We start from the raw sequence: 25929 nt of genomic DNA on the forward strand, positions 1-25929 counted from the left end.
GCGGATGATCGATTCTGTCGAGCCACAGTCCAGTCTGCGCCGCGCGCTCGGCCTGCTGCGCTTCGTCGGGGCGGCCGATGCCAGTGGAATCCGCCTCAAGGACCTCGCCGAGCAGGCTGGTTGCAGCCAGCCGACGGCGCATCGTGCCCTGCAGGACCTCGCCGCCGAAGGCTTCGTCGAGCAGGTCGGCAAACGCTACCGGCTGGCGCTCGACTTCTTCGTGCTTGCGGCGCGCGCCGGCCATGCCGATGGCCTGCGCGATCTCGCCAAGCCGGTGCTGCTGCGCCTCTCGGCGACGCTGACCGACACGATCTTCCTGCTGGTCCGCAACGGCTATGACGCGGTCTGCCTCGACCGGATCGAGGGACCATTCCCGATCCGCTCCTTCACCGGCGACATCGGCGGCAAGGTGCCACTCGGCCTGGGGCAGGGGAGTCTGGCCATCCTCGCCCATCTGCCCGAGGCCGAGCGCGAGGCGGTGATCCGCTTCAACGTGCCGCGCCTGCTCGATCGCGGCTTCCTCGACGAGGCGGCACTGCGGGTCGAGCTGGAAAAGGCGCGGACGCAAGGCTGGGTCAATCTCAACACCGGGCTGATCCCCGGCATGGCGGGCCTGGGCGTGCCCGTCTTCGATGCTCAGGGTCGCGCCGTTGCGGCCCTCAGCGTCGGCACGCTGGCGGATCGCTTGCGGCCGGAGCGTCTGCCCGGCGTCGTCGCCATCCTCAGGACGGAGGCCGCGGCGCTTGGCGCGATGCTCAATCCGTTCGACACAGCACTACGCCATCCCTCGCGCAGCTTGAGCTCGGTGTCATGATCCTGGTCTGCGGCGAGGCGCTGGTCGACCTCTTCCTCGATCCGCCCGAGGGCGCGCAGATGACTGGGCGCGCCGTCGCCGGCGGCTCGCCCTTCAATGTCGCGATCGGCCTGGCGCGGCTCGGCGTGTCCGCCGGCTACCTCGGGGCGATCTCGCTGGATGGCATCGGCGCGATGCTGGCGGAGCGACTGAAGCAGGAAGGCGTCGATCCCCGCTTCATCGTCCGCAGCGGCCGGCTCTCGACCATCTCGGCCGTCGCGACCGGAGCGGACGGGCAGCCGAGCTACGGTTTCCATGGCGAAGGCGCGGCCGATCGCTTCCTGATGCCGACCGATCTGCCGGCCGCGCTGCCGCCTGAAGTACGGGCGCTGACCTTCGGCTCCTATAGCATGGCGGTCGAGCCTACTGGCTCGACGCTCGCACTTCTCGCCGAACGTGAGCATGGCCGGCGGGTGATCAGCGTCGACCCGAACCTGAGGCCGAGCGTGGTGCCGGATATGGCGCTATGGGCTCGTGCGGCCGAGCGCTTCTACCGCACCGCGACCATCGTCAAGACGAGCGACGAGGATGTCCGTATCGCCTGGGGCGGGAAGCTGTCCCTGCAGGACGCCGCTGCCTATTGGCTCGGGCTCGGCGCGAAGCTGGTGGTGATCACGCGCGGGGCGGAGGGCGTGCTCGGGTTTTCTGCCGCAGGCCCGATTGAACTGCCGGCGAGAGCGGTCACTGTTTGTGACACCGTCGGCGCCGGCGACAGTTTCCATGCCGCATTGCTCGCCCGGCTGTCGCAGACGGGTCGGCTGAGCGTCGAAGGCGTCGCGACGCTCGATCGGGCGGCATTGGACGACCTGCTGAACTATGCCGCAATCGCCGCGTCGATCACGGTCGGCCGGCGCGGAGCCGATCTGCCGAAAGCGGTAGAGGTGAAGGCGGAGCTCGCCCGTTCGGGCTGACGCTCCTCCTTCTGCATAGCTGTCCTGCCCGGCTGCCGCCGTGACCTTGCCATAGCCGATATGCTACCCCGGCTTGCCGCTGTGGCGGCCGATCGCAATCGCCACGGAGAATGATCGTGCTGGAGAAGGCCTGGGCGGATCTTTCCGCGCATCGCACCCGAACCGTCTCGCAGCATCTGCGCGAGCTCTTCGCCTCCGACAACAAGCGCTTCTCGACCTTCTCGGCACGGCTCGACGACCTCCTGCTCGATTATTCCAAGACGGCGGTGACGACTGAGACCGTGGAACTGCTGCTGGCACTCGCCCAGGCGGCGGATATCGAGGCCAAGCGCGACGCGATGTTCGCGGGCGAGCCGATCAACACCACAGAAGGGCGCGCCGTGCTGCATACGGCGCTGCGCAACCAGTCGGGCCGGCCGGTCAAGGTCGACGGCGTCGACGTTATGCCAGAAGTGAATGCCGTCCTGGAGCGCATGTCCGCTTTCGCGCAGGGCATCCGCAGCGGCAAGATCGCGGCTGCCGATGGCGAGCGCTTCACCGATGTCGTCAATATCGGCATCGGCGGCTCTGATCTCGGGCCGGTGATGGCGACGCTGGCGCTGACGCCCTATCATGACGGGCCGCGCCTGTATTACGTCTCCAATGTCGACGGCGCCCATATCGCCGATACCCTGGCGAAGCTCGATCCGGCGCGGACGCTGGTGATCGTCGCGTCAAAGACCTTCACCACGATCGAGACCATGACCAATGCCGCCACCGCGCGGCGCTGGATCGCCGGAGCGCTCGGCGAAGATGCGGTCGCCAAGCACTTCGCCGCGGTCTCGACCGCCCTCGACAAGGTCGCCGCCTTCGGCATCCAGCCTGACCGGATCTTCGGCTTCTGGGACTGGGTCGGCGGGCGTTACTCGGTCTGGTCGGCGATCGGCCTGCCGGTGATGATCGCGATCGGGCCGGAAAATTTCCGAAGCTTCCTCGCCGGTGCGCATGCGATGGACGAGCATTTCCGCACTGCGCCGCTGGCCCGGAACCTGCCTGTGCTGTTCGGCCTGATCGGACTCTGGCATCGCGAGAGCTGCGGTTATCCGGCCCGCGCCGTCCTGCCTTACGACCAACGGCTGGCGCGCCTGCCGGCCTATCTGCAGCAGCTCGACATGGAGTCGAACGGCAAGCGCGTGCACAAGGCAGGCGGTGCGGTGACGCGGCCGACCGGCCCACTGGTCTGGGGCGAGCCCGGCACCAACGGCCAGCACGCCTTCTTCCAGTTGCTGCACCAGGGCACCGACACCATCCCCTGCGAATTCCTGATCGCCGCCGAAGGGCACGAGCCCGAGCTCGCCCACCAGCACCGCCTGCTCCTCGCCAATTGCCTCGCCCAGAGCGAGGCGATGATGAAGGGCCGCACGCTCGAGGAGGCGAAGGCGCAACTCGTGAAGCAGGGCCTGTCGCCCGAGGCAGTCGAGCAGCTCGCCCCGCACAAGGTCTTCCCCGGCAACCGGCCGAGCGTCACCATCGCCTATCGCAAGCTCGACCCGTTCACGCTCGGGCGGCTGATCGCGCTCTACGAGCACCGCGTCTTCGTCGAGGCGGCGGTGTTCGACATCAACGCCTTCGACCAATGGGGCGTCGAGCTCGGCAAGGAGCTGGCGACGGCACTGCTGCCGGTGATCGAGGGCAAGGCGCCAGCCGAGGCGCACGATGCCTCGACGGCGGGGCTGGCGCGCTATCTGACCGGGCGCTAGGCGCCGTCGCGCTTCACATCGCGCTGGGTGATCAGTCTGGCGCTGCGCTGGTCGCGGGCGTGGATCCAGAGCCAGCTCAGCGCGACGCTGAGCCGGTTGCGCACGCCGATCAGGAAATAGATGTGCGCCAGGCCCCAGAGCCACCACGCCAGCCAACCTTTCAGCTTCACCCGGCCGAAATCGATGATGGCGACGCGTTTGCCGACGGTGGCGAGGCTGCCGGCATGGCTGTAGGCGAAGGGGCGGGGCGCCTTGTCGCCGGCGAGCCGGCGCTTGATCGTCGCCGCGACATGGCGGCCCTGCTGCTTGGCGGCAGGGGCGATGCCGGGAACCGGCTTGCCGTCCGGATCCATCACGCTCGCCGTGTCGCCGATCACGAAGATCTCCGGGTGGCCGGGTGCAGTGAGGTCGGCCGCGACCTCGACGCGGCCGGCGCGGTCCATCGGGGCAGCGAGCCAGGCACCGGCCGGGGAAGCGCGCACACCGGCCGCCCAGATCGCCGTCGCGGCCGGGAGCTTCTCCGGTCCGATCGAGACGCCCGCTCCGTCGCAGGCCGTGACCGGCGCGCCGGTACGGATCTCGACGCCGATGCGCTGCAGCGCCTCATGGGCATAGTGCGAGAGGTCTTCGGTGAAGCCGGGCAGGATGCGTGGTCCGGCCTCGACCAGTACGACGCGGGTCTCGCGTGTGTCGATTCGTCGGAAATCCTGAGGGAGCGTGGCGCGCGCGAGCTCGGCGATCGTACCGGCGAGTTCGACCCCGGTCGGGCCGGCGCCGATGACGACGAAGGTCAGCAGGGCAGCGCGACGCACGGGATCGGCTTCCGCCTCGGCCCGTTCGAAGGCGATGAGGATACGGCGGCGAACGGTGGTCGCGTCCTCGAGCGTCTTCAGGCCCGGCGCATAAGGTTCCCAGTCGTCATGGCCGAAATAGGCATGGGTCGCGCCGGTGGCGATGACGAGCGTGTCGTAATGCAGCGTCTCGCCGGTCGAGAGCGCGACTTCGCGCTTGGTGATGTCGACGCCGGTGACCTCGGCGAGCAGTGTCGTCACGTCGCCGCGGCGCCGGAACAGATGCCGGATCGGCCAGGCGATCTCGGAGGTCGCGAGCGAGGCAGTGGCCACCTGGTAGAGCAGAGGCTGGAACAGGTGATGATTGCGGCGGTCGACGATGGTGACGCGAGCGTCGGCGCCGGACAGGCGATGCACGGTCTCGAGCCCGGCGAAACCGCCGCCGATCACCACGACATGATGCGATCCGCTCATCGGCCATTCCTCGTTCCGGCAGGGCGAGGTTTTTGTAGCACGGCTTTGCAGCCAGGGGTTTGCCTCAGCCCTTGAGCAGGCCCGACTGCGCCAGCGCGGTCGCGGTGCGCGGGCTGAAGGCGGCGGGGATATCGTAGACCAGCACCAGCCGCAGCAGCGCCTTGACGTCGACATCGTGCGGCTGGGCCTGCAGCGGATCGGGGAAGAAGAACAGCGCGTCGAGCTCGCCCTGCGCGATCATCGCGCCGATCTGCTGGTCGCCGCCGAGCGGGCCGCTCTTGACCAGACGGATCTCCAGATCGGGCATGGATTCCTTCAGCACCGAGCCGGTGGTGGCGGTGGCGACGATGCGGTGCGGCGCGATCAGTTCGGCATGGTCGCTCGCCCATTGCGCCAGTTCCGGCTTCTTGCGGTCATGCGCGATCATCCCGATCGTCAGCGGCATCGTGGCCTTCCTTTATCGCTTCACGGAATCCAGCGCCGCGACTGCTCGGCGCGGTCATCATAGCTCGCCTCGAAGATCGGCGAGGCGAGGGTGGCGCGGACCTTGAGGATGCCGCTGCCGATATTGCGGAAGCCGTGCCGGGCGCCGGCCGGGATCACGATCGACTGGTTGGCGCGCAGGATCACAGTTTCGCTGCGCAAGATGACCTCGGCTTCGCCTTCCATCACTTCCAGGACCTCCTCGACGGCGTGGAGATGAATGGGAGCGCCGAGACCGGGATCGCAGAACTGCTCGAAGATGCAGAGCTGGGCCGAGCGCACCAGCGCCGAGACCCGCATCAGCGTCATCACGCCCTCGCGCCATTGCTCGAGCGGCTGGGCTTCGTGGTCGAGCAGGGTCATGCCGTTGCCTTCTGTGCGAGCCCGACCATCGGCGGCTCATGCGGAACGCGGACCTCCGCGGTCGGCTCGCCGCTCCAGAGCGATTGCAGCTGCCTGACGACATGCCCGCCGAAGCTCTCATAGGGGATGCGGATCGAGGTCAGCCAGGGCGCTATCCAGTGGTTGAGCGCATTGCCGTCGACGCCGACCAGCGTGCAGCGCTGCGGGATCGGCACATCGCTTTCGACCGCGAGCCGATAGGCGCCATAGGCGATCAGGTCGCTGACGCAGAGGGCGCCTTCAGGCCAGCCACCTTCCTGCACCAGTGCGCGCGCGGCGGCATAGCCGATCTCGATATGCGACAGGCCGGGACCGCAGGCGCGGCGGATCGCATCCGCTGGGACGCCGCGTGCGACGAGGCGGTCGATGAAGCCGGAGGCGCGTTCCTGCGTGCTCGACACGTTCTGCGCCGCCATCAGCACGGCCGGGCGCTCGATCCCGCGGGCGAGCATGAAATCGGCGGCGTCGGCCCCGGCGGCGCGGTTGTCGATGCCGACATAGGCGCCGCCGCCGAGCGGGTTGTGGCGGGCGACGAAGACCATTGGGTCGCCCCTCCGGAGCGTCTCCTCCAGCCCGCGGCTGCGCACGGCGCTGACCATCACATAGCCGGCTACGAATTGCTCGCGCATCGCCTGGAGATAGTCGTCCTGAAGCTCGGCGCGATCATGCGTGTCGCAGAGGATCATGACGTAGCCGGCGGCCCGCAGCGCCGCCTCGGTCGAGACCGCGATCGCCGCCATGGCCGGGTTGTCGAGATTGGGCGAGAGCATCGCGACGACCCGGCTGGCGCGCTGGCGCAGCGCCCGGCCGACCGGGTTGGGTCGATAGCCCAACCGCGCGATCGCCTCCTCGACACGTGCCACCGTCTCGGGCGAGGCCCGCCCGCTCTCGCCGTTGACGATGCGCGAGACGGTCGAGATCGAGACGCCGGTGTCCTCCGCGACCGTGGTGAGCGATACCGAACCGTGATGTGCCCTTGCGGCCCTGGTCTTCATCGCGCTCCCATCCCCGCTGTTCGCCCAGCGAGTCAGCTTCCAAGAGATGCCGGCTCACTTCGGGATTGACAAGCTAGGCAAACGTTTGCCTAAATGATTGTCAAGGTGCTCATCGAGGCGCCGGTTCAGCGGGGATGGAACGCTCATGCACAGCAAGCATTGGATTTCGGCACTCGCCTTGACGGCCGGCCTCGTCATGGGCGGGATTGCGCAAGCCCAGACCACGGTGCGTATCGCCTGGTATTCCGACGGCAATGAGGGCGAGGTCATCACCGACCTGCTCAAGCGCTTCGAAGCCCAGAACAAGGACATCAAGGTCGTGCTCGACCAGGTGCCCTACAAGGCCATCACCGAGAACCTGCCCGTCCAGCTCGCCTCCGGCCAGGGGCCGGACATCGCCCGCGTCGTCGACCTCGGCGGCATCGCCCGCTACGCGCTCGACCTGCGCCCGCACCTCAAGGATGCCGCCTATTGGGAGAAGAATTTCGGGCCGTTCCTGCCCTGGATGCGCCCCGAAGGTGACACCAAGGCGATCACCGGCTTCATGACGCAGCTCACTGTCACTGGCCCCTTCGTCAACAAGACGCTGTTCGAGCAGGCCGGCATCGCGATGCCGGGCGCGAAGGCGACCTGGGAGGATTGGGGCAAGGCGGTCAAGGACGTCGCAGCCAAGGTCCAGGCGCCGTTCCCGCTGGCGATGGACCGTTCCGGCCACCGCTTCTTCTCGGTCGCCGTCTCGGAAGGCGCCAAGGTCTTCGACGCCAAGGGCGAGCCGGCTGTCATCGACGACGGTTTCAAGCGCGGTGCCAAGCTGGTCTATGACTGGCACAACACCGGCGTGATGAAGAAGGAGCTCTGGGGCTCGGTCTCCGGCACGGCCTATCGCGGCGCCAATGACGAGTTCAAGAATGCCCAGGTCGTGATGTACCAGTCGGGCTCCTGGCAGATCGCCCAGTTCGACAAGACGGTCGGCGATGCCTTCGACTGGATCGCGGTTCCCTCGCCCTGCGGCGCCGGCAATTGCTCGGGCATGCCGGGCGGGGCCGGTCTCGTCGCGATCAAGACGACCAAGAGCCCGGAAGCCGTCGCCAAGGTGATGGACTACCTGGCGAGCGAGCCTGTGCTGAGCGAGTTCTACGCCCGCTCGCTGTTCGTGCCCGGCCATCTCGGCATCGCCGCCAAGGGCCTCGACTACCAGGGCGCCAGCGCGCCGGCCAAGGCCGCCCTCAAGGTCTTTTCTGACCAGGTCGCGCAGCTCTCGCCGGTCGCCTATCAATTGCAGGGCTATACGAGCAACCGCGTCATCTTCAACGCGGTGATCAGCCGGCTCGGCCAGGCGATCTCCGGCGAGGGCAGCCTCGACGAGGCCTATAAGCGGATGGAATCCGACATCGCCCAGCAGATCGCCGAGCGCAAGAAGTAAGGCGGATGGCCTCCGACGCTCCCATCCCCGCGGCGCAGCCGGAACGCGCCGGCGCAGCGAGCCTCTTTGCTGCGCCGCTCGCGGTCCTGATGCGGCTGATCGACTGGCCGATGCAGGTTCTGCAGCGGCTGATCGGCGAGCGCCGGATGGCCTATGTCTTCCTTCTGCCCAATCTGGTTTTCTTCTCGCTCTTTGTTTTCCTGCCGCTCATCATCAACTTCATCTTCTCGGTGACGGGCGGGGCGGGGCTGTTCCCCTCCGAGCGGCCTTATGTCGGGGCGCAGCAATACGCCTATCTCTTCGATTGCGGCTCCTTCCTCGATCCGTCCTCCTGCCGCGAGGATCATTTCTGGCGCGGTGTGTCCAACACCGCCCGCTTCACCGTCTTCCAGGTCACGGCGATGGTGCTGTTCTCGCTGCTGACGGCGGTGGTGCTGAACATGAAGATCAAGGCGCGCGGCTTCTTCCGCGCCGTCTATTTCTTCCCGGTCCTGCTCTCGCCGGTGGTGGTGGCGCTGACCTGGAAATGGATCCTGCAGCGCGACGGCCTGCTCAATGCCGCGATCACCTCGCTCGGCGGCGAACGCATCCTGTTCCTGGTCGATCCGAGCTGGGCGATGTTCTGGATCGTCTTCGTCTCGATCTGGGCCCATATGGGCTTCTACACGCTGATCCTGCTCGCTGGCCTGCAGGCGATCCCGGCCGATCTCTATGAAGCCGCTGAGATGGATGCGACGCCGCGCTGGCGCGTGTTCTGGCGCATCACTTTGCCATTGCTCTGGCCGAACATGATCGTGGTGATCGTGCTGGCGCTGATCCGCGGTGTGCAGACCTTCGACGAGGTCTTCGTCCTGACCGGCGGTGGCCCGGGCACCGCGACCCTGATGGTGGTGCACTACATCTACGAGACTGCCTTCGCCAATCAGGTTCAGAATTTCGGCCTAGCGGCGGCCGCCTCCGTCGTGCTCGGCGTCGTGCTGTTCGCGTTGACCCTGGCCCAGCTCGCGGCGAGCCGCCGCAAGGGGGCCGCATGAACAGGCTCGCCCGCATGGCGGTGGCCCGCCGCAGCCCCGGCCGCTGGCACTGGACCGACATGGCGGCTTACGCCTATCTCGCGCTCGGCGTCGTCCTGATGTTCGGGCCGGTGCTCTGGCTCGGAATCTCCTCTTTCAAGACGCAGGCCGGCCTGCTCGAATTCCCGCCCTCGCTGCTGCCGATGTCGCAGAAGGAGGTCAGGGTCGAGGGCCATGCCCAGCCGCTGCCGCTGTTCGAAGTGACGATGGAGGACGGCTCGAAGCGGGTGCTGGCCCAGGTCCGCCGCATCGGCATCCAGGCGCAGATGATCGACCCGGCCAATCCCGGCCAGAGCATCCGCGTGCCGATCGACAAGCGCACCCCCGTGCGCGAGTTCAAGCTCGCGACCGAGAACTACACCGAGCCGCTCGAGCGCTTCGCCTTCACGCGCTTCCTGTGGAACTCGGTCTTCGTCACCGTGGTGGCGACGCTGGTCACGCTGGTGATCAACTCGATGGCGGCCTATGCGCTCTCGATCTACGAGTTCCGCGGCAAGACGGCGGTGATGCTGATGGTGATCGGCACGCTGATGATCCCGATCACCATCATTCTCGTGCCGGTCTATCTCGTCATCACGGAGCTTGGCCTGGTCAATTCGCTCTGGGCGGTGATCCTGCCCGGAGCGGCGACGCCGACCGGCGTCTTTCTCTTGCGCCAGTACATGCTGACCCTGCCGCGCGACCTGATCGAGGCGGCGCGCATGGACAAGGCCTCGGAGTGGCAGATCTACTGGCGCATCGTTATGCCGCTCGCCATGCCGGCGCTGGCCGTGCTCGCGATCTTCTCGATCATGTGGCGCTGGAACGAGTTCCTCTGGCCGCTCGCCGTGCTGACCAAGACCGAGGCCTACACGCTGCAGATCGGCCTCAACGCCTTCCAGGGCGAGCTGCAGACGCAGTGGCACTATCTGCTCGCGATGACGGTGGTGACGCTGCTGCCGGTCGCGCTGGTCTTCGTCTTCCTGCAGCGCTTCATCACCACCGGCATCGCCAATACGGGAATGAAATAATGGCGGGACTGAGCCTATCGGGCGTCCGCAAGGCCTATGGCGCGACCACGGTGCTGCATGGCATCGACCTTGACGTCGCCGACGGCGAGTTCGTGGTCTTCGTCGGCCCGTCCGGCTGCGGGAAGTCGACCCTGCTGCGCTCGATCGCCGGGCTGGAGAGCATCACCGGCGGCACGATCGCGATCGACGGCGCCGATGTCACCGGGCTGCCGGCTTCCGAGCGCGGGCTTGCCATGGTGTTCCAGTCCTATGCGCTCTACCCGCATATGAGTGTCTACGCGAACATGGCCTTCGCGCTGGAGAATATGGGCTTCAAGCGCGACGAGATCGACAAAAGGGTGAAGCGCGCCGCCGGCATGCTGCGCCTGACCGATTATCTCGAGCGCAAGCCCAAGGCGCTCTCCGGCGGCCAGCGCCAGCGTGTCGCCATCGGCCGCGCTATCGTGCGCGACCCAAAAATCTTCCTGTTCGATGAGCCGCTCTCGAACCTCGATGCGGAACTCCGCGTCGCGACCCGCAAGGAACTCGCAGCGCTGCATGCCGAGATCGGCGGCACGATGATCTACGTCACCCACGACCAGGTCGAGGCGATGACGCTGGCGCATCGCATCGTCGTGCTCCATGGCGGCAAGATCGAGCAGGTCGGCACGCCGCTGGAGCTCTACAACCGGCCGGACAACCTGTTCGTCGCCGGCTTCATCGGCTCGCCGCGCATGAACCTGCTGCCGGGCAAGGTGGTCAGGCCGGGTAGCGTCGCGATCGGCGAGGCCGGGCACGAGATCGCCTGCCAGACCGGGAGCCTCGCTGCGGGAGCCTCGGTCACGCTCGGCATCCGGCCGGAGCACCTTGCGCTCGCATCGCAGGATGGCGGCGTGCCGCTCGCGATCGAGCTGGTCGAGCGCCTCGGCGGCGAGAGCTATCTCTATGGCGCCTCGCCCGGTCTGCCGCAGATCACGCTCCGGCTCGACGGCCAGAGCGAGCACCAGCGTGGCGCCAGCGTCGCGCTCGCCTTCCCGCAGCAGCATCTGCACCTGTTCGACGAGAACGGCCGGGCCGTCCGGTCCTGACGACTGACTAGAGAGATCCCATGAAAGCCCTGACGCAAGGCCGCTATCTCGGCCGCGACGGCGAAGCCGCCCTGTTCGATGTCGGCCTCGGCGCGACGATCGCTGTCCGCATCCTCGAAGGCGATATCGGCCGGGTGACGCTGAAGCCGCAGGGCGGCTACCGGCTCGACCGCGGCTGGTCGATCGCGCCCGGCGGGCTCGAGCCCGCCTATGAAGGACGCCCGCGCGATGACCTCTCCGGCTTTACCCGCCCACAGGCGAGTGTCAGCGAAGGCGAGGGCAAGGTCACGCTGTCGGCTGGCGGCCTTTCTGCCGAGGTCACGCTTTCGCCCTTCGGCATCGCCTGGCGGCGCGAGGGCGAGGCTGAGCCCTTCCTGCAGGATCGCACCACCCAGGCCTATCTGATCTCGCCGCGCACCGGTGCGCTCGCCCATTTTATGGCGCGCGATTATGCCGAGCGGCACTACGGGCTGGGCGACAAGGCCGGTCCGCTCGACCGGACCGGGCGGCGCTTCGCCATCGACGCGGTCGATCCCTGCGGCTTCGATGCCGAATTGTCCGACCCGCTCTACAAGATGCTGCCCTTCTTCATCGTCGACGGGAAGGCGGGCGCCCATGGCGTATTCTATGACAACCTCTCGACCGGCAGCGTCGATCTCGGCTGCACGCTCGACAACTATCACGGCCTGTTCCGCTCCTGGAAAGGCGATGACGGCGATCTCGACTATTATGTGATGGCCGGCCCGACCGTGCCTGATGTGGTCAGGCGCTTTTCCTGGCTGACCGGCGGCCAGGCCTTCGCGCCGCGCTGGTCGTTCGGCTTCGGCGTGACCTCGATGGCGATCGCCGATGCGCCCGATGCCGATGCCCGCATCAGCGACTTCATCGCCAAGTGCCGCAAGCACGCCATCCCCTGCGACAGCTTCCACTTCGGCTCGGGCTATACGCAGATCGGCCAGCGCCGCTACGCCTTCAACTGGAACCGCGACAAGTTCCCGGAACCGCTGGCGACGATGAAGCGGCTGAACAAGGCCGGCATGCACACCGTCGCCAATCTGAAGCCCTGCCTGCTCGACGATCATCCGCGCCTCAACGAAGCGCTTGACCAGGGCTTCCTGGTCAAGGATTCCAGGACCGGCGAGCCGGCGGTGGCGCAATTCTGGGACGGGCTCGGCTTCCATATCGACTTCACCAACCCGAAGGGCCGGGCCTGGTGGCGGGCCGGCATCGAGAGCGCGCTGCTCGACCATGGCTTCACCACGGTCTGGAACGACAACAACGAATACGAGATCTGGGACGAGGATGCGGTCTGCGACGGCGATGGCCGCCCGTTCCGCCAGGCGCTGGCGCGGCCGGCACAGCCGCTGCTGATGACCAAGCTCTCCTATGAGGCGCAGGCCGAGCGCACGCCGGGCAAGCGCCAGTACTCGATCACGCGCGGTGGCTGCGCCGGCATCTCGCGCTACGCCCAGACCTGGTCGGGCGACAACGAGACCGCCTGGAAGACGCTGCGCTACAACCTGACTCAGGGGCTCAATATGAGCCTGTCGGGCATGTTCTCGATCGGCCATGATGTCGGCGGCTTCCACGGCCCGACGCCGGGCCCGGAGCTCTTCGTCCGCTTCAACGAGTTCTGCGCGCTCTGGCCGCGCATGGTGATGAACTCCTGGAACGATGACGGCGTCGTCAACCTGCCCTGGATGTATCCGGAGATGGTGCCGCAGGTGCGCGAGGCGATCTCGCTGCGCTACCGGCTGATGCCCTATCTCTACACCCAGATGTGGCGGGCGAGCCGCGACGGGATCCCGGCGGTGCGCCCGCTGCTCTACGATTTCCCGCAGGATGCGGCAGCGGTTTCGGTCGACGACGTCTTCATGCTCGGCCCGGATGTGCTGGTCGCGCCGGTGCTGGAGGAGGGCGCACGCGAGCGCGCCGCCTATCTGCCGCAGCATGAGGGCGGCTGGTATGACTGGCATGACGGCAAGCACTATCCCGGCGGCGTCACCGTCACGGTTGCGGCGCCGCTCGGCCGTTTGCCGCTCTTCGTGCGGGCTGGGGCGCTGATCCCGCTTGGCGATGCCAAGGGCATCAGCCAGGAGCGCGAGGTGCTGGTCTGCGGCGTGGTCGAAGGCGCTTCCGGCGAGCTCTACGAGGACGATGGCGAGACTGCCGACTGGCGTGGCGCTGGTTCGACCCTGCTCCGCTTCGAGGTCCGCAATGGCGAGGTCGCGATCGAGCAGCAGGGCGAAGCCAAGCCGCGCTTCAACACGATTGCGATCCGGCAGATCGGCGGCTGAGCCGGCTCCACAGCACCGGCCGACGAAGGGCACCGGTGCTGTTGCTGCAGTTAAGTGCAATCTGTATTCGTCATGTCGACAATGGATGGCGACATGACGGACAGGACCACGGCAGCCCCGGCCGAGCGCAAGCGGGGTGAGGGCGTCAAGCTCGTCTACGACATCCTGCGCGACGACATCATCGACCTCGTGCTGCCGCCGGGCAGCCCGATCGACGAGATCCAGCTGGCCGAGCGGCTGTCGATGTCGCGCACGCCGATCCGCGAGGCGCTGGTGCGCCTGGCGAGCGAGGGGCTGGTGACGACGCTGCCCAACCGCTCGACGGTGGTGTCGAATATCGACTTCCTCAACCTGCACACCTTCTTCGATGCGATCACGCTGATGTATCGCGTCACCACGAGGCTGGCGGCGCAGTTTCATGTGCCGGCTGATCTCGACGGCATCCGCGCCCGGCAGGCCGCCTTCGCAGGAGCCGTCGCGGCACAGGACGCGCTTGCGATGATCGCGACCAATCGCGATTTCCATGCGGCGATCGCCGAAGCAGGGCGCAATCCCTATTACACCGGGCTGTTCTGCCGCCTGCTCGACGAAGGCCGGCGCATCCTGCGCCTTTATTACTCCTCCTTCGAGGATCGCCTGCCGCAGCGCTATGTCGCCGAGCATGAGGAGATGATCGCGGCGATCGCGGCCCGCGACGTCGACGCCGCGGACCGACTGGCCAAGGCCCATGCCGACCAGATCGTCCAGCAGATCCAGCAATTGATCGCCCGCGACCGTCGGCAGACGCTGGCGCTTTAGGGCGCACTTTCTCAAGCCAACTCAGCCGCCGCTCTAGGCTCGGGCTTGCCGGCGTGTGCCCGCTTGCCTGGCCTTTCCACGTGTCGAATTTTGTTGTCGACAAATAAAATACAAAGAGTATTATGACTGTCAATCGACGCGGCGAAGGCACGCCGCCCATGGAACCGCCAGCCCGAGGAGCGCGTGATGAAGGCCCAGATCTTTTCCGGCTGCATGCCGGCGCTGATGACCCCCTGCAAGGATGACCGCAGCCCCGATTTCGAGGCGCTGGTGCGCAAGGGCAAGGAGCTGGTCGCCGCCGGCATGTCGGCCGCGGTCTATTGCGGCTCGATGGGCGATTGGCCGCTGCTGACCGACGCGCAGCGCATGGAAGGCGTCGAGGCCCTGGTGAAGGCGGGCGTGCCGGTGATCGTCGGCACCGGCGCGGTCAACACCGCTTCCGCCGTCGCCCATGCCGCGCATGCCCAGAAGATCGGCGCCAAGGGGCTGATGGTGATCCCGCGCGTGCTATCGCGCGGCTCGGTGGTCGAGGCGCAGCGCCACCATTTCAAGGCGATCCTTGCCGCAGCGCCCGATCTGCCGGCGGTGATCTACAACAGCCCCTATTACGGTTTCGCCACCCGCGCTGACCTGTTCTTCGCGCTGCGGGCCGAGCATCCGAACCTGGTCGGCTTCAAGGAGTTCGGCGGCGCGGCCGACATGCGCTATGCCGCGGAAAACATCACCAGCCGCGACGATGACGTCTCGCTGATGATCGGCGTCGACACCTGCGTCTTCCACGGCTTCGTCAATTGTGGCGCGACCGGCGCGATCACCGGCATCGGCTGCGTGCTGCCCAGGGAGGTGCTGCACCTCGTCAGCCTGAGCCAGGCGGCGGCGAAGGGCGATGTCGAGGCACGCCGGCTGGCGCTCGAGCTGGAGGCGGCGCTCGCCGTGCTCTCCTCCTTCGACGAGGGGCCGGAGCTCGTCCTCTACTTCAAGCACATGATGGTGCTGAAGGGCGACGCCGAGTACACGCTGCACTTCAACCCGACCGACGTGCTCGGCGAGAGCCAGCGCGGCTATGTCGAGGCGCAGCTCAAGCTGTTCGACGCCTGGTACGCGCAGTGGGCGAAACAGCCCAGCGCGTTGAAGCACGCTGCCTGAGATTGGCTCAGGAACAGGCCCTCCCGGCGACGGGAGGGCCCTTTTTTGTTGGTCAGGCGACCGCGTCGAGGCCCAGCGCCTCCAACCGGCCGAGCTGTTCGATCTCGGCGGCGGTCAGGGCGATGCCCTCCGCCAGCGAGGCCTCGCGGGCCTTGAAGCGGCGCTGCGAGGGCAGGCGCGCGCCCTGGCCGGCGATCGCCTCGAACAGGATCTCGGCGCGGGCGAAGGGATCGCCGGGGCGGCCGGCGGCGAAGCGCTCGGGCGAGAAGGCCAGAATCAGTTCGCCATGCTGCGGCGCCAGCGTGGTGGTTCCCAGGAAATCGAGCGCGCCCTGGCTGGTCAGGTCGCCGATCATCACACCGGCCAGCAGTTCGATCATGGTCGAGATCGCCGAGCCCTTGTGCCCACCGAAGGGCAGCATCGCCCCGGCGAGCGCCGCGGTCGGATCGGTGGTCGGCTGGCCCTCCGAGTCGAGCGCCCAGCCTTCGGGCAGGGGCTTGCCGGCCCGGCGATGCAGCTCGATCTCGCCACGGGCGGCGACGCTGGTGGCGAAGTCGAAGACGTAAGGATACGCCCCCTGGCGCGGCCAGCCGAAGGCGAGCGGGTTGGTGCCGAGCAGCGCAGTGGTCCCGCCAGTCGGCGCGACAGTGGCGTAGCTCGGGCACATCGCCAGCGCGGCGACGCCCAGTTCCGTCAGAACCTCCACCTCCGGCCACAGCGCCGAGAAATGCGTGCAGTCGTTGATCACCAGGGCGGCAAGGCCTAGCGTCCTGGCGCGCTTGGCGAGGGCGGGCGCACCGAGCTCGAAGCCGGCGCAGGAGAAGGCACCGCCGGCCGCAACGCGCAGCACGGCCGAGCCGTCGTCATGCAGGACAGGTTCGGCATCGGGCGAGACCTTGCCGGCCTTGATGGTGCGGAGGCAGCCCTCGACGCGATAGACGCCATGCGACTTGCAGCCGTCGCGCTCGCCAGCCGCGATCACGCGGGCCAGTGCCGCGGCATGAAGCGGCGACAATCCGCCCTTGCGGAAGACCGCCTCGATCCGGCGCGTCAGCGCCTCCATGCTGAGGATCGTCATGTCGCTCATGGCGCGCTTCCCGCTCGTTGCAAATCTGCATACTTGCTGTATTCAAAAAGCCGACACGACTTCAAGCAGGCGTAACGCCTCAGGAAGGTTCCGATCGATGGCCAGCCATACCTTCTCCTGCATCGACGGCCACACCTGCGGCAATCCGGTCCGGCTGGTTTCGGGCGGCGGCCCGCGCCTGGAAGGCGCGACCATGCTGGAGAAGCGGGCGCATTTCCTGCGGGAGTTCGACTGGATCCGCACCGGGCTGATGTTCGAGCCGCGCGGGCATGACATGATGTCGGGCTCGATCCTCTACCCGCCGACGCGGCCCGATTGCGACGTCGGCGTGCTGTTCATCGAGACCTCGGGCTGCCTGCCGATGTGCGGCCACGGCACGATCGGTACGATCACCATGGGCATCGAGAACGGGCTGATCACGCCACGCGAGCCGGGCAAGCTCTCGATCGATGCGCCAGCCGGCAAGGTCGATATCAGCTATCGCCAGGAGGGCCGCTTCGTCGAGGAGGTCCGCCTCACCAATGTGCCGGGCTTCCTCTATGCGGAGGGGCTGACGGCCGAAGTCGAGGGGCTCGGCGAGATCGTCGTCGACGTCGCCTATGGCGGCAATTTCTATGCGATCGTCGAGCCGCAGAAGAACTTCCGCGATATGGCCGACCATACCGCCGGCGAGCTGGTCGGCTGGTCGCCGAAGCTGCGGGCGGCGCTGAACGCGAAATACGAGTTCGTCCATCCGGAGCACCCGGAGATCCAGGGGCTCAGCCACATCCAGTGGACCGGCAAGGCGACGCAGGACGGCGCCCATGCCCGCAACGCAGTGTTCTATGGCGAGAAGGCGATCGACCGCTCGCCCTGCGGTACCGGCACCTCGGCGCGGATGGCTCAGCTCGCCGCCAAGGGCAAGCTCGCAGTCGGCGACGAGTTCGTGCACGAGTCGATCATTGGCTCGCTGTTCAAGGGCCGGGTCGAGGCGGCGGCGACGGTGGCGAACCGCCCGGCGATCATCCCTTCGATCGCCGGCTGGGCCCGCATGACCGGCTACAACACCATCTTCATCGACGACCGCGACCCGTTCGCGCACGGCTTCGTGGTGAAGTAGGCGAGGGCACTTCGGCGCCGGCGAAGCTCCGCCGAGGGGGCGCTTAGTCCTCTACTGTAATCCTCTGACTACCGGGCGAGCGCATTGTGCGGCGCCTGGTTGCAAGATCGCGCCCGCCCTGTTAAACGTTTTACAGTAAAACGTTTAACAGGGCGGAATGTGAGCGGAAAGCGCATCACGATCAAGGATGTAGCGGCGCGGGCCGGCGTCTCGATCGCTACCGTCTCGAACGTCTTCAGCGGCAGCAAGCCGGTCAATGCCGAGCTGCAGGCGCGCGTCCAGAAGGCGGCGCAGGAGCTGTCCTACCAGGTCGACCGCGCTGCCTCGCGGCTGCGTTCGGGGCAGGCGAAGGTGGTCGGCGTCCTGGTGCCGGATCTCGACGACGTCTTCTTCACCTCGCTGGTCTCGCAGCTCGAGGTGATGGCCGAGGCCGATGGCTACGACATCATCGTCGCGAGCTCGCGGGACGATGCGGCTCTGGAGAAGTCACGGCTGCGCGCGCTGCTGGCCTGGCGCCCGTCCGGGCTGATCGTCGTGCCCTGCACCGACGAACTGCCGGTCGGGCTCGATCGCGAGATCGGCCGCCTGCCGATGGTCTTCGCCGACCGCGTGCCGCCCGAGGGCAGCGTCGTCGACACGATCGCGATCGACAATCGCGAGGCCGGTGAGATCGCCGCCCGGCATCTGCTCGACAAGGGCCATCGCGACATCGTCGTCGCCGCCTCCAGCCTCGCCATCTCGCCGATCCGCGAGCGCGTCCACGGCGCCTGTGAACTGATCCGGGCAAGCGCCGGGTGCGAGGCTACCGTGCTGGAGCTCGGCTCCAATGCCGAGCGTGGCGCCGGCGTCTTCCTGCATTGGTTCGAGCGGCATCGGCGGCCGAGCGCGGTGATCGCGCTGACCAATGTCACCACGCTGAGCACGCTCTCGGCATTGGCGCGCCTGCGGATCGACATTCCCGAGCCGGTCTCGGTCGTCGGCTTCGATGATTATCCCTGGATGAGCGCGCGCCGGACCGGGCTCACCGCGATCCGGCAGCCGATCGCCGAAATCGCTGCTGCAGCCTGGCAGCGGCTGCGCGCGCGCATGGCGGGCGACGGCGCGTCGCCGCAAGGCCTCGTGCTGCAGACGAGCCTGCAGGTCCGCGATTCTGTCCGGGACCTGTCGCCCACCGCTGGCTCCGACGTCAGCCACGACCCACGCGAGACGCGTCCGGAGGTGCCGGTTTCTCCACCAAAAGCCATCCACTGACAGACGACGTTGAAACACCGGACCGACAGAGCCCGGGTCGAAAAAGGTCCTGGAGGAAAGAGTGCAGCTTCAACGAACGGCACGGATCCTGCCGCTGCTTGCGCCGGTGCACCTGCTCATCCTGAGCGTGATCGTGCTGCCGTCGCTCTATGTGGTCTGGCTCAGCCTGAACCAGTCGAGCTTCGGCCAGGCGCCGAGCTTCGTCGGGTTGCAGAACTATGTGCGAGTCCTCGCCGACCCGGCCTTCCATGGTGCGCTCATGAACACGGTCGTGCTCGTGATCGTCGCGGTTCACCTCGAGCTGGCGCTTGGTTTGGGGATGGCGCTGCTCTTCGCCAGCGGGCTGCCGTTCCGGCGCTTCCTGCTCGTCGCGGTGCTCGCGCCCTATGCCGTCAGCGAGGTCACGGCGGTGGTGATGTGGCGCTTCCTGTTCGATCCCGATGCCGGGCCGATCACGCTGGCGTTGAAGGCGCTCAGCCTACCGACGCTCGACTGGTCGTTCGAGCCCTCGCACGCGATGGTGCTGATCGGTCTGCTGACGATCTGGCTGCACCTGCCCTTCACCTTCGTCATCGTCTACGCGGCGCGCCTCGCCATCCCCGGCGAACTCTACGAAGCGGCGCGGATCGATGGTGCGACGCGCTGGCAGGCCTTCCAGCGCGTGACCCTGCCGCTGCTCGGCCCGGCCATGCTGATCGCGCTGCTGTTCCGCTACATCTTCGCCTTCCGCCTGTTCTCCGAGGCCTGGCTCTTGACCAAGGGTGGGCCCGCCCGCTCGACCGAGGTGGTCGCGATCTACCTCTATCAAGAGGCCTTCAGCTTCAACGCCTTCGGATCGGCGGCGGCGACGGCCTGGATCATGGTGGCGGTATCGCTCCTGCTTGCCGCCGGCTATGTGCTCTTGCTGCGGCGGGGAGGCCTCTCCCATGCGCACTGAGCGTCTTCTCTTCGGGGCGGGCAAGGCACTCGCCGTCGCGGCGATCCTGCTCTGGTCGCTGTTCCCGATCCTGTTCATCGCGGTCTCGTCGCTGAAGCCGGGGCAGGACATCTTCGCGGTGCCACCGAGATGGCTGTTCGCGCCGACGCTGAAGCACTATGCCGAGCTCTGGCGCTCCTGGGGCGTCTTCTTCGATGGCCTACTCAACAGCCTGCTGATCACTGCCGGTGCGACCGTGCTCGCGATCGTCGCCAGCGCCTGCGCCGGCTATGTCTATTCGCGCAATTCCGGGCGCTGGCTCGATGCCAGCATCACTGGCCTCATCGTCGTCAGGCTGATCCCGCCGATCGTGGTGACGCTGCCGCTGTTCCCGATCGTCAACGCGCTCGGCCTCAACGACACGCATCTCGTCCTGATCCTGCTCTACGCCACCTTCTTCGTCTCGCTCGGTACGGTGCTGATGCGCACCTTCATCGACCAGATCCCGCGCGAGCTCGACGAGGCCGCGATGATGGATGGGGCGAGCCGCATGACCATCCTGCGCAAGGTGATCGCGCCACTGGCGATGCCCGGCGTCCTCGCCGTCGCGGTCTTCGTCATCGTCTTCGCCTGGAACGAGTTCCTGTTCGCCTTCATCTTCACGGCGACCAAGGCCAAGACCGCTCCGCTCGTCATCTCCGAGATGATCGGCTCCATCGACGGCGTCGACTGGGGGATCCTCTTCGCCGCCGCGACGGTCCAGCTCGTGCCGGTCCTCATCTTCGTCGTCTTCATGAACCGCTATCTCGTGGCCGGCCTCACCGCCGGTTCGACGAAGGGGTAGCCAACCAAAAGAGGGAGGAAGTCATGTCGAACAAGCCTGAAACGAAGCTGACTCGCCGCGCCTTCGTCGCCGGCTCCGCGGGCGTAGCGGCCACTCTTGCGGTCGGACCAACGCTCGCCGCCGGCAAGACGCTGAACGTGCTCAGCCACAAGGTCCACCAGACGGTGCTCGGCAGCGGCGATGGCGACCTGATGGCGGGCTGGCGCAAGGCCAACGACGCCGAGATCGCCTTCACGACCTTCGACTCCAATCCGCTGCAGGACCGGCTCTTCCGCGAGGCTAGCCTGAAGGAGACCGAATACGGCGTCGGTTACCTGATCGACAACCGGCCGACCTCGCAGATCGCAGCGCTGTTCGAGCCGCTCGGCCCCTATCAGGGCAAGGACGCGATCGAGGATTTCGCCGATATCGCGCCCGGCCTCGTCCAGGGCATGACCGTCGACGGCAAGCTGATCGGCATTCCCGTTCGCCATGCCACGCAGGGGCTGTTCTACAATGAGGCACTGCTGGAGGAGGCCGGCATCGCCGCCCCACCGACGACGCTGGAGGAGCTGATCGAGCAGGCGAAGAAGACGAGTTTCACCTCGAAGGCCGGCACGCCCGTCACCGGCTTGGTGCTGGCGAGCGACCTCGCCGTCTTCCCGGTGATGTTCGCCCGCGCCTATGGCGGCGACTTCATCAGCCCCGACCTCAAGCTGGTGCCGAACCGCGAGGCGCTGGAGCAGGGTCTGGCGGCGCTGCGTGGCATGTTCGAGGCCGGCAGCCTGCCGCGCAGCTACGCCACCACCAAGAATGACGATCAGGTGACCTGGCTGCAGCAGGGCCGCGCCGCCTTCACCGTGCTGCCCTTCGCCCGCGGTGCGCAGCTCAACAATCCCGAGCAGAGCAAGTTCCCCGGCAGGATCAAGGCGGTCGAGTTCCCCGGCTCGGCTGCGATCAAGGGCAAGGTGCCGATGGCCTCGGTCGTCGAGGCCTGGGCGATGGCGATCCCGAAGAACGCGAAGGACAAGGCACTGGCCTGGAGCTTCATCAGGGAGGTGTCGAGCAAGCGCGTCACCTTGGGCATGGCGATCAACGGCAACGGCCCGGTTCGCGTCTCGACCTATGCCGATGAGGGCCTGAAGGCGAAGAACCCGCTCGCTGCCGTCGAAGCCAAGGTGCTGGCGACGGCGCGCGGCGCCTTCCCGCCCTTCCCGGAGGCCGCGCGCGCCCAGGCGACGTTCCTGGAGGAGGTCCAGCTCGCCGTGCTCGGCCGCAAGCCGGTCAAGGACGCGGTCTCCGCCATCATCGAGCGCGTCAAGCCGATGATGCCCGCCTGATTCCAGGACCCAGGCTGCGGGGCGCGCTGCCCCGCAGTCGCCACCGAATTCACCGTACTCTGAAGGATCTTCGTCATGTCGACCGCATCGCCCCGCTTCATCGAGGAGCCGGCGCGCTCCATCCCCGTCTCGGCCGAATACGATGTGCTCGTCGTCGGCGGTGGTCCTTCGGGTCTCACCGCCGCGCTGGCGGCGGCCGAGGACGGTCTGCGCGTCGGGCTGATCGAGAGCCGCAGCTTCGTCGGCGGCAACATGACGATCGGCCTGCCGGTGCTCGGCTTCCTCGGCCAGAAGGGCAACCAGATCATCGATGGGCTGCCGCAGAGGTTCATTGAGCGTCTGCGGAAGGAACGCGACGGCGCCAGCGAACACCGGCCCTGCCCGCTGCATATGGGCATCACCCTGGTCGAGCCCGAGGCAGTGAAGACGGTCGCGCTGGAAATGCTGACCGAGGCCGGTGTCGATGTGCTGTTCTACACTTTCTTTGCCGGCGCATTGGTCGAGAACGAGACGATCCGCGGGGTCATCACCGAGAGCAAGAGCGGCCGCAGCGCGATCCTGGCCAAGGTGGTGATCGACTGCAGCGGCGATGCCGACGTCGCCTATAGCGCCGGCGTTCCGACCGAGAAGGGCAATGCCGAGGGCGGCATGCAGCCGCCGACGCTGATGTTCTGCCTCGCCGGCGTCGACACCGATGCGCTCAGGCTTTCGATCGCCAACGCGCCGCCGGCGGCGCGGACCTATCTCACCGACTTCATCCCGGCCGAGTATTTCGGCCAGAACCACCAGTTCATCGTCGTCGGCATGCGCGAATTGATGGCCAAGGCCAAGGCCGAGCGCGGGCTGAAGATCCCGAACGAGCGCACGATCATCATCACCGGGCTGAAGAAGGGCGAGGTCTGGATCAACATGACACGGGTCAAGGGCACGGATGGCACCGATGCACGCAGCCTGACCAAAGGCGAGATTGAGGGCCGCGCCCAGATCGACGACATCGTCGCCTATCTCGTCGGCTATGTGCCCGGCTTCGAGAACGCCTATTTCACCAAGACGGCGCCCTTCCTCGGCATCCGCGAGACGCGCCGCATCCTCGGCCAGTATGTGATGACGCAGGAGGACGTGCTGGCCTGCAAGCATTTCGACGATGCGATCGCGGTGGCGAGCTACCCGATCGACATCCACCGGCCCGCCGATGATGGCTGCACGTTGATCTGGTGCGGTGACTGCTACGACATTCCCTACCGCTCGCTGGTGCCGCAGAAGATCGGCAATCTGCTGGTGGCCGGGCGCAGCATCTCGGCGACGCATGAGGCGATGGGCGCGATCCGCGTCATGGCGACCTGCATGGCAATGGGCGAGGCAGCGGGCCGCGCGGCCAAGATATCGGTGCGCGGCAATCGCCCGCCGGCCGAGATCGACATCGACGAATTGCGCCGCCAGCAACTCGAACACGGCGTCTATCTGCGCAATCCCGACGGCACGCGCGCCGGGCCGCCGAACCGCGCCGCCGCCTGATGCCTACCGATCGGGCTGCCAGGCCATGAGCGAGCACTTCATCGGCATCGATGTCGGCACCGGCAGCGCCCGCGCCGGCATCTTCACCCGGCGCGGGGAGATGCTCGCGGCGGCGAAGCATGACATCGCGCTCTACCAGGACGGGCCCGATATCGCCGAACAGTCGAGCGCGGATATCTGGCGCGCCATCTGCACCTGCGTGCGCGAGGCCATGGGCCTCGCGGGGCTGGCGCCGGAGGCGATCGGCGGGATCGGCTTCGACGCGACCTGCTCGCTGGTCGTGCTCGGGGAGGGCGGTGCGCCTTTACCTGTCGGCGCGCATGGTGATGCCAGCCGCGACATCATCGTCTGGATGGATCACCGCGCCATTGAGCAGGCCGAGCGCATCAACGCGACCCGCCATCCCGTTCTCGCCTATGTCGGCGGCACGATCTCGCCCGAGATGGAGACGCCGAAGCTGCTCTGGCTCAAAGAGCATCTGCCGCAGACCTACAAGGCGGCCTGGCAGTTCTTCGATCTCGCCGATTTCCTGACCTGGCGCGCCAGCGGCTCGCTTGCGCGCTCGACCTGCACGGTGACGTGCAAATGGACTTATCTCGCGCATGAAGGGCGCTGGGATGAGAGTTACTTCAGGCAGATCGGGCTCGGCGACCTCAGCGAGGACGGTTTTGCCCGCATCGGCACCGAGATCGTGCCGGCTGGCACCGCGCTGGGGGCCGGACTGACCGCAGAGGCTGCGGCCGATCTCGGTTTGAAGCCCGGTACCGCGGTTGCAGCCGGACTGATCGACGCCCATGCCGGAGGCGTAGGCTCCGTCGGGGTCGTCTCGCCGCATGGCACCGCCCTGACTCGCATGGCCTATGTCTTCGGCACGTCGGCCTGCACCATGGCGAGCAGCCGCGAACCGCGCTTCATCCCGGGTATCTGGGGACCGTATTTCTCCGCCATGGCGCCGGGCCTCTGGTTGAACGAAGGTGGCCAATCGGGCGCCGGCGCCGCGATCGAGCAGTTGATCGGCTTCCACCCGGCGGCACCAGAAACTCGCAAGCTGGCCGCGGCAGCGGGGCTTACACTTCCGGCTTGGCTCGCAGAGCAAGCTGTCGCGCGGGCAGGCGGTACATCGGACACGGTAGGGCTGGCCGATGGCCTCGTCGTGGTGCCCGACTTCCTCGGCAATCGCTCGCCGCATGCCGATCCCCTGGCACGTGGGCTGATCGTCGGTCTCGGCATGGAGCGCGACCTTGCGCATCTGGTCGCGCTCTATGTCGCGGGCGTGACCGGGGTCGGCTACGGCCTGCGCCAGATCGTCGATGCGAGCCGCGCCAAGGGCGCCGTAATCGAGGCGGTCGTGCTCAGCGGTGGCGCCGGGCGTGATCCGCTGATCCGGCAAATGCTGGCCGATTGCACCGGACTGGCGGTGCTGGTGCCCGATGGCGTCGACCCGGTGCTGCTCGGCTCGGCGATGCTCGCTGCGACGGCGGCCGGTGCGTTCGCGTCCCTGGACGAGGCCATGATCAGCATGGCCCCGCAGGCCAGTGTTTATCTGCCGGTCGGCGGTGCGATCGCTGAATTGCACGACAGGCGCTTTGCCGCCTTCGAGCATCTCCAGAGAGCCGCGCGAACGGCGCGCGATCTCATGCAAGCCCCCGAGAAACATACAGCTAGGGACCAAACGACGTGACGCAGGAACTGGCCGGAAAAGTCGCGGCGATCACCGGAGCCGCCTCGGGCATCGGTCTCGCCTGTGCGAAGCGCCTGGTCGTCGCCGGCGCGCGCGTCGTCCTGATCGACCGTGATGGTGATGCCCTCTCCCGGGCTTGCGAAGCGCTCGGATCCAAGGCGTCTGCGCTGGTCGTCGATCTGATCGACCCGGCATCGGTCGCCAACATGATGCCGCGGATTCTCGAAGACGCCGGGCAGCTCGACATCTTCCACGCCAATGCCGGCTCCTATGTCGGAGGTCCGGTCAGCGAGGGCGATCCCGATGCCTGGGACCGCATGCTGAACCTCAATGTCAACGCGGTGTTCCGCAGCGTCCACGCCGTGCTGCCGCACATGATCGCGCGCCGCACTGGCGACATCCTGGTGACCAGCTCGGTCGCCGGGGTCGAGGCGGTCGTCTGGGAGCCGGTCTACACCGCCTCGAAGCATGCGGTGCAGGCCTTCGTCCACACGGTCCGGCGGCAGGTCATCCCGCATGGCCTGCGCGTCGGGGCGATCCTGCCCGGCCCGGTGGTGACCGCCCTGATCGCAGACTGGCCGGCGGAAAAGCTCGAAGCGGAACGCGCCCGCGGTGGCCTGATCGAGGCCGAGGAGGTGGCGGAGGCCGTGCACTTCATGCTGACCCGGCCGCGCACGGTCACGATCCGCGACCTCGTGATCCTGCCCCAGAGCACCGACCTCTAGCGGGACGATACGTAGTCGGCGACGAGGTAG

The 25929-nt window shown here is 67.3% G+C and carries 23 protein-coding genes; 18 read left to right on the forward strand and 5 right to left on the reverse strand.

What is annotated here, in order from left to right; translation table 11 throughout:
- Positions 1-4 precede the first annotated feature (4 nt).
- The 3 genes from ACWIGM_RS24255 (at position 5) to pgi (ending at position 3503) form a co-directional block, all read left to right on the forward strand.
- Positions 5-814: an IclR family transcriptional regulator gene (locus ACWIGM_RS24255; protein ID WP_454028525.1), complete on the forward strand. Its 810-nt coding sequence runs from the start codon at positions 5-7 to the stop codon at positions 812-814.
- Positions 811-1764 (forward strand): carbohydrate kinase family protein, encoded by a 954-nt coding sequence (locus tag ACWIGM_RS24260; protein WP_454028526.1) that lies wholly within the window; start codon positions 811-813, stop codon positions 1762-1764. Before ACWIGM_RS24255 ends, ACWIGM_RS24260 begins: the two co-directional genes overlap by 4 nt.
- A 110-nt stretch (positions 1765-1874) precedes the next feature.
- Complete coding sequence (pgi, locus tag ACWIGM_RS24265; RefSeq protein WP_454028527.1) at positions 1875-3503, forward strand: glucose-6-phosphate isomerase; 1629 nt, start codon at positions 1875-1877, stop codon at positions 3501-3503.
- On the opposite strand, the gene ACWIGM_RS24270 is transcribed toward pgi, so the two are convergent.
- From ACWIGM_RS24270 to ACWIGM_RS24285, 4 genes are all read right to left on the reverse strand, one after another.
- Complete coding sequence (locus ACWIGM_RS24270) at positions 3500-4768, reverse strand: NAD(P)/FAD-dependent oxidoreductase (protein WP_454028528.1); 1269 nt, start codon at positions 4766-4768, stop codon at positions 3500-3502. The two genes, pgi and ACWIGM_RS24270, sit on opposite strands and share 4 nt — an antisense overlap.
- A 64-nt stretch (positions 4769-4832) precedes the next feature.
- Positions 4833-5213 (reverse strand): methylglyoxal synthase, encoded by a 381-nt coding sequence (locus ACWIGM_RS24275; RefSeq protein ID WP_454028529.1) that lies wholly within the window; start codon positions 5211-5213, stop codon positions 4833-4835.
- 20 nt (positions 5214-5233) lie between these two features.
- Positions 5234-5614, reverse strand: a complete 381-nt coding sequence (locus ACWIGM_RS24280; RefSeq protein WP_454028530.1) for a cupin domain-containing protein — start codon at positions 5612-5614, stop codon at positions 5234-5236.
- The gene (locus ACWIGM_RS24285; protein WP_454028531.1) at positions 5611-6648 is read right to left on the reverse strand and encodes a LacI family DNA-binding transcriptional regulator; all 1038 of its coding nucleotides are present in this window, start codon (positions 6646-6648) and stop codon (positions 5611-5613) included. The genes ACWIGM_RS24280 and ACWIGM_RS24285 overlap by 4 nt, the downstream gene beginning before the upstream one ends.
- A gap of 145 nt (positions 6649-6793) precedes the next feature.
- Here ACWIGM_RS24285 and ACWIGM_RS24290 point away from each other — a divergent pair, with 145 nt between their 5' ends.
- From ACWIGM_RS24290 to ACWIGM_RS24320, 7 genes are all read left to right on the forward strand, one after another.
- Positions 6794-8071, forward strand: a complete 1278-nt coding sequence (locus ACWIGM_RS24290) for an ABC transporter substrate-binding protein (RefSeq protein ID WP_454028532.1) — start codon at positions 6794-6796, stop codon at positions 8069-8071.
- A 5-nt stretch (positions 8072-8076) separates the two neighbouring features.
- A complete protein-coding gene (locus ACWIGM_RS24295; RefSeq protein WP_454028533.1) occupies positions 8077-9105 on the forward strand; it encodes a carbohydrate ABC transporter permease in 1029 nt (342 codons plus the stop codon).
- Positions 9102-10154: a carbohydrate ABC transporter permease gene (locus ACWIGM_RS24300; RefSeq protein ID WP_454028534.1), complete on the forward strand. Its 1053-nt coding sequence runs from the start codon at positions 9102-9104 to the stop codon at positions 10152-10154. The genes ACWIGM_RS24295 and ACWIGM_RS24300 overlap by 4 nt, the downstream gene beginning before the upstream one ends.
- Complete coding sequence (locus tag ACWIGM_RS24305; RefSeq protein WP_454028535.1) at positions 10154-11221, forward strand: ABC transporter ATP-binding protein; 1068 nt, start codon at positions 10154-10156, stop codon at positions 11219-11221. The genes ACWIGM_RS24300 and ACWIGM_RS24305 overlap by 1 nt, the downstream gene beginning before the upstream one ends.
- A 20-nt stretch (positions 11222-11241) precedes the next feature.
- The gene (locus ACWIGM_RS24310) at positions 11242-13518 is read left to right on the forward strand and encodes a glycoside hydrolase family 31 protein (RefSeq protein WP_454028536.1); all 2277 of its coding nucleotides are present in this window, start codon (positions 11242-11244) and stop codon (positions 13516-13518) included.
- A gap of 93 nt (positions 13519-13611) precedes the next feature.
- Complete coding sequence (locus ACWIGM_RS24315; RefSeq protein WP_454028537.1) at positions 13612-14316, forward strand: GntR family transcriptional regulator; 705 nt, start codon at positions 13612-13614, stop codon at positions 14314-14316.
- Between the two features lie 186 nt (positions 14317-14502).
- Positions 14503-15462: a dihydrodipicolinate synthase family protein gene (locus tag ACWIGM_RS24320; protein WP_454028538.1), complete on the forward strand. Its 960-nt coding sequence runs from the start codon at positions 14503-14505 to the stop codon at positions 15460-15462.
- A 52-nt stretch (positions 15463-15514) separates the two neighbouring features.
- On the opposite strand, the gene ACWIGM_RS24325 is transcribed toward ACWIGM_RS24320, so the two are convergent.
- A complete protein-coding gene (locus ACWIGM_RS24325; RefSeq protein ID WP_454028539.1) occupies positions 15515-16549 on the reverse strand; it encodes an Ldh family oxidoreductase in 1035 nt (344 codons plus the stop codon).
- Between the two features lie 97 nt (positions 16550-16646).
- Between ACWIGM_RS24325 and ACWIGM_RS24330 the strand changes: the two genes are divergently transcribed.
- From ACWIGM_RS24330 to ACWIGM_RS24365, 8 genes are all read left to right on the forward strand, one after another.
- Positions 16647-17648 carry a 4-hydroxyproline epimerase gene (locus ACWIGM_RS24330; RefSeq protein ID WP_454028540.1) on the forward strand — a complete coding sequence of 334 codons (1002 nt, stop codon included), beginning with the start codon at positions 16647-16649 and terminating at the stop codon, positions 17646-17648.
- 159 nt (positions 17649-17807) lie between these two features.
- Positions 17808-18899 (forward strand): LacI family DNA-binding transcriptional regulator, encoded by a 1092-nt coding sequence (locus tag ACWIGM_RS24335; protein WP_454028541.1) that lies wholly within the window; start codon positions 17808-17810, stop codon positions 18897-18899.
- Positions 18900-18960: 61 nt separating this feature from the next.
- Complete coding sequence (locus tag ACWIGM_RS24340; RefSeq protein WP_454028542.1) at positions 18961-19836, forward strand: carbohydrate ABC transporter permease; 876 nt, start codon at positions 18961-18963, stop codon at positions 19834-19836.
- Positions 19826-20659: a carbohydrate ABC transporter permease gene (locus tag ACWIGM_RS24345; protein WP_454028543.1), complete on the forward strand. Its 834-nt coding sequence runs from the start codon at positions 19826-19828 to the stop codon at positions 20657-20659. Before ACWIGM_RS24340 ends, ACWIGM_RS24345 begins: the two co-directional genes overlap by 11 nt.
- Before the next feature lie 23 nt (positions 20660-20682).
- Complete coding sequence (locus ACWIGM_RS24350) at positions 20683-21978, forward strand: ABC transporter substrate-binding protein (RefSeq protein ID WP_454028544.1); 1296 nt, start codon at positions 20683-20685, stop codon at positions 21976-21978.
- Between the two features lie 75 nt (positions 21979-22053).
- Complete coding sequence (locus tag ACWIGM_RS24355; protein ID WP_454028545.1) at positions 22054-23493, forward strand: FAD-dependent oxidoreductase; 1440 nt, start codon at positions 22054-22056, stop codon at positions 23491-23493.
- Positions 23494-23518: 25 nt separating this feature from the next.
- Positions 23519-25174, forward strand: coding sequence for an FGGY-family carbohydrate kinase (locus ACWIGM_RS24360; RefSeq protein ID WP_454028546.1), 1656 nt, complete (start codon positions 23519-23521; stop codon positions 25172-25174).
- The gene (locus ACWIGM_RS24365) at positions 25171-25899 is read left to right on the forward strand and encodes an SDR family oxidoreductase (protein WP_454028547.1); all 729 of its coding nucleotides are present in this window, start codon (positions 25171-25173) and stop codon (positions 25897-25899) included. Before ACWIGM_RS24360 ends, ACWIGM_RS24365 begins: the two co-directional genes overlap by 4 nt.
- The last annotated feature ends 30 nt before the right edge of the window (positions 25900-25929 follow it).

This window comes from Allobosea sp. NPDC055332 (genome assembly GCF_053645455.1).

What these genes read in the sequence shown, in the direction of transcription:
- ACWIGM_RS24255 (WP_454028525.1), top strand. Translation starts at nt 5, where the DNA reads ATGATCGATTCTGTCGAGCCACAGTCCAGTCTGCGCCGCGCGCTCGGC.
- ACWIGM_RS24260 (WP_454028526.1), top strand. Translation starts at nt 811, where the DNA reads ATGATCCTGGTCTGCGGCGAGGCGCTGGTCGACCTCTTCCTCGATCCG.
- pgi (WP_454028527.1), top strand. Translation starts at nt 1,875, where the DNA reads ATGATCGTGCTGGAGAAGGCCTGGGCGGATCTTTCCGCGCATCGCACC.
- ACWIGM_RS24270 (WP_454028528.1), bottom strand. Translation starts at nt 4,768, where the DNA reads ATGAGCGGATCGCATCATGTCGTGGTGATCGGCGGCGGTTTCGCCGGG.
- ACWIGM_RS24275 (WP_454028529.1), bottom strand. Translation starts at nt 5,213, where the DNA reads ATGCCGCTGACGATCGGGATGATCGCGCATGACCGCAAGAAGCCGGAA.
- ACWIGM_RS24280 (WP_454028530.1), bottom strand. Translation starts at nt 5,614, where the DNA reads ATGACCCTGCTCGACCACGAAGCCCAGCCGCTCGAGCAATGGCGCGAG.
- ACWIGM_RS24285 (WP_454028531.1), bottom strand. Translation starts at nt 6,648, where the DNA reads ATGAAGACCAGGGCCGCAAGGGCACATCACGGTTCGGTATCGCTCACC.
- ACWIGM_RS24290 (WP_454028532.1), top strand. Translation starts at nt 6,794, where the DNA reads ATGCACAGCAAGCATTGGATTTCGGCACTCGCCTTGACGGCCGGCCTC.
- ACWIGM_RS24295 (WP_454028533.1), top strand. Translation starts at nt 8,077, where the DNA reads ATGGCCTCCGACGCTCCCATCCCCGCGGCGCAGCCGGAACGCGCCGGC.
- ACWIGM_RS24300 (WP_454028534.1), top strand. Translation starts at nt 9,102, where the DNA reads ATGAACAGGCTCGCCCGCATGGCGGTGGCCCGCCGCAGCCCCGGCCGC.
- ACWIGM_RS24305 (WP_454028535.1), top strand. Translation starts at nt 10,154, where the DNA reads ATGGCGGGACTGAGCCTATCGGGCGTCCGCAAGGCCTATGGCGCGACC.
- ACWIGM_RS24310 (WP_454028536.1), top strand. Translation starts at nt 11,242, where the DNA reads ATGAAAGCCCTGACGCAAGGCCGCTATCTCGGCCGCGACGGCGAAGCC.
- ACWIGM_RS24315 (WP_454028537.1), top strand. Translation starts at nt 13,612, where the DNA reads ATGACGGACAGGACCACGGCAGCCCCGGCCGAGCGCAAGCGGGGTGAG.
- ACWIGM_RS24320 (WP_454028538.1), top strand. Translation starts at nt 14,503, where the DNA reads ATGAAGGCCCAGATCTTTTCCGGCTGCATGCCGGCGCTGATGACCCCC.
- ACWIGM_RS24325 (WP_454028539.1), bottom strand. Translation starts at nt 16,549, where the DNA reads ATGAGCGACATGACGATCCTCAGCATGGAGGCGCTGACGCGCCGGATC.
- ACWIGM_RS24330 (WP_454028540.1), top strand. Translation starts at nt 16,647, where the DNA reads ATGGCCAGCCATACCTTCTCCTGCATCGACGGCCACACCTGCGGCAAT.
- ACWIGM_RS24345 (WP_454028543.1), top strand. Translation starts at nt 19,826, where the DNA reads ATGCGCACTGAGCGTCTTCTCTTCGGGGCGGGCAAGGCACTCGCCGTC.
- ACWIGM_RS24350 (WP_454028544.1), top strand. Translation starts at nt 20,683, where the DNA reads ATGTCGAACAAGCCTGAAACGAAGCTGACTCGCCGCGCCTTCGTCGCC.
- ACWIGM_RS24355 (WP_454028545.1), top strand. Translation starts at nt 22,054, where the DNA reads ATGTCGACCGCATCGCCCCGCTTCATCGAGGAGCCGGCGCGCTCCATC.
- ACWIGM_RS24360 (WP_454028546.1), top strand. Translation starts at nt 23,519, where the DNA reads ATGAGCGAGCACTTCATCGGCATCGATGTCGGCACCGGCAGCGCCCGC.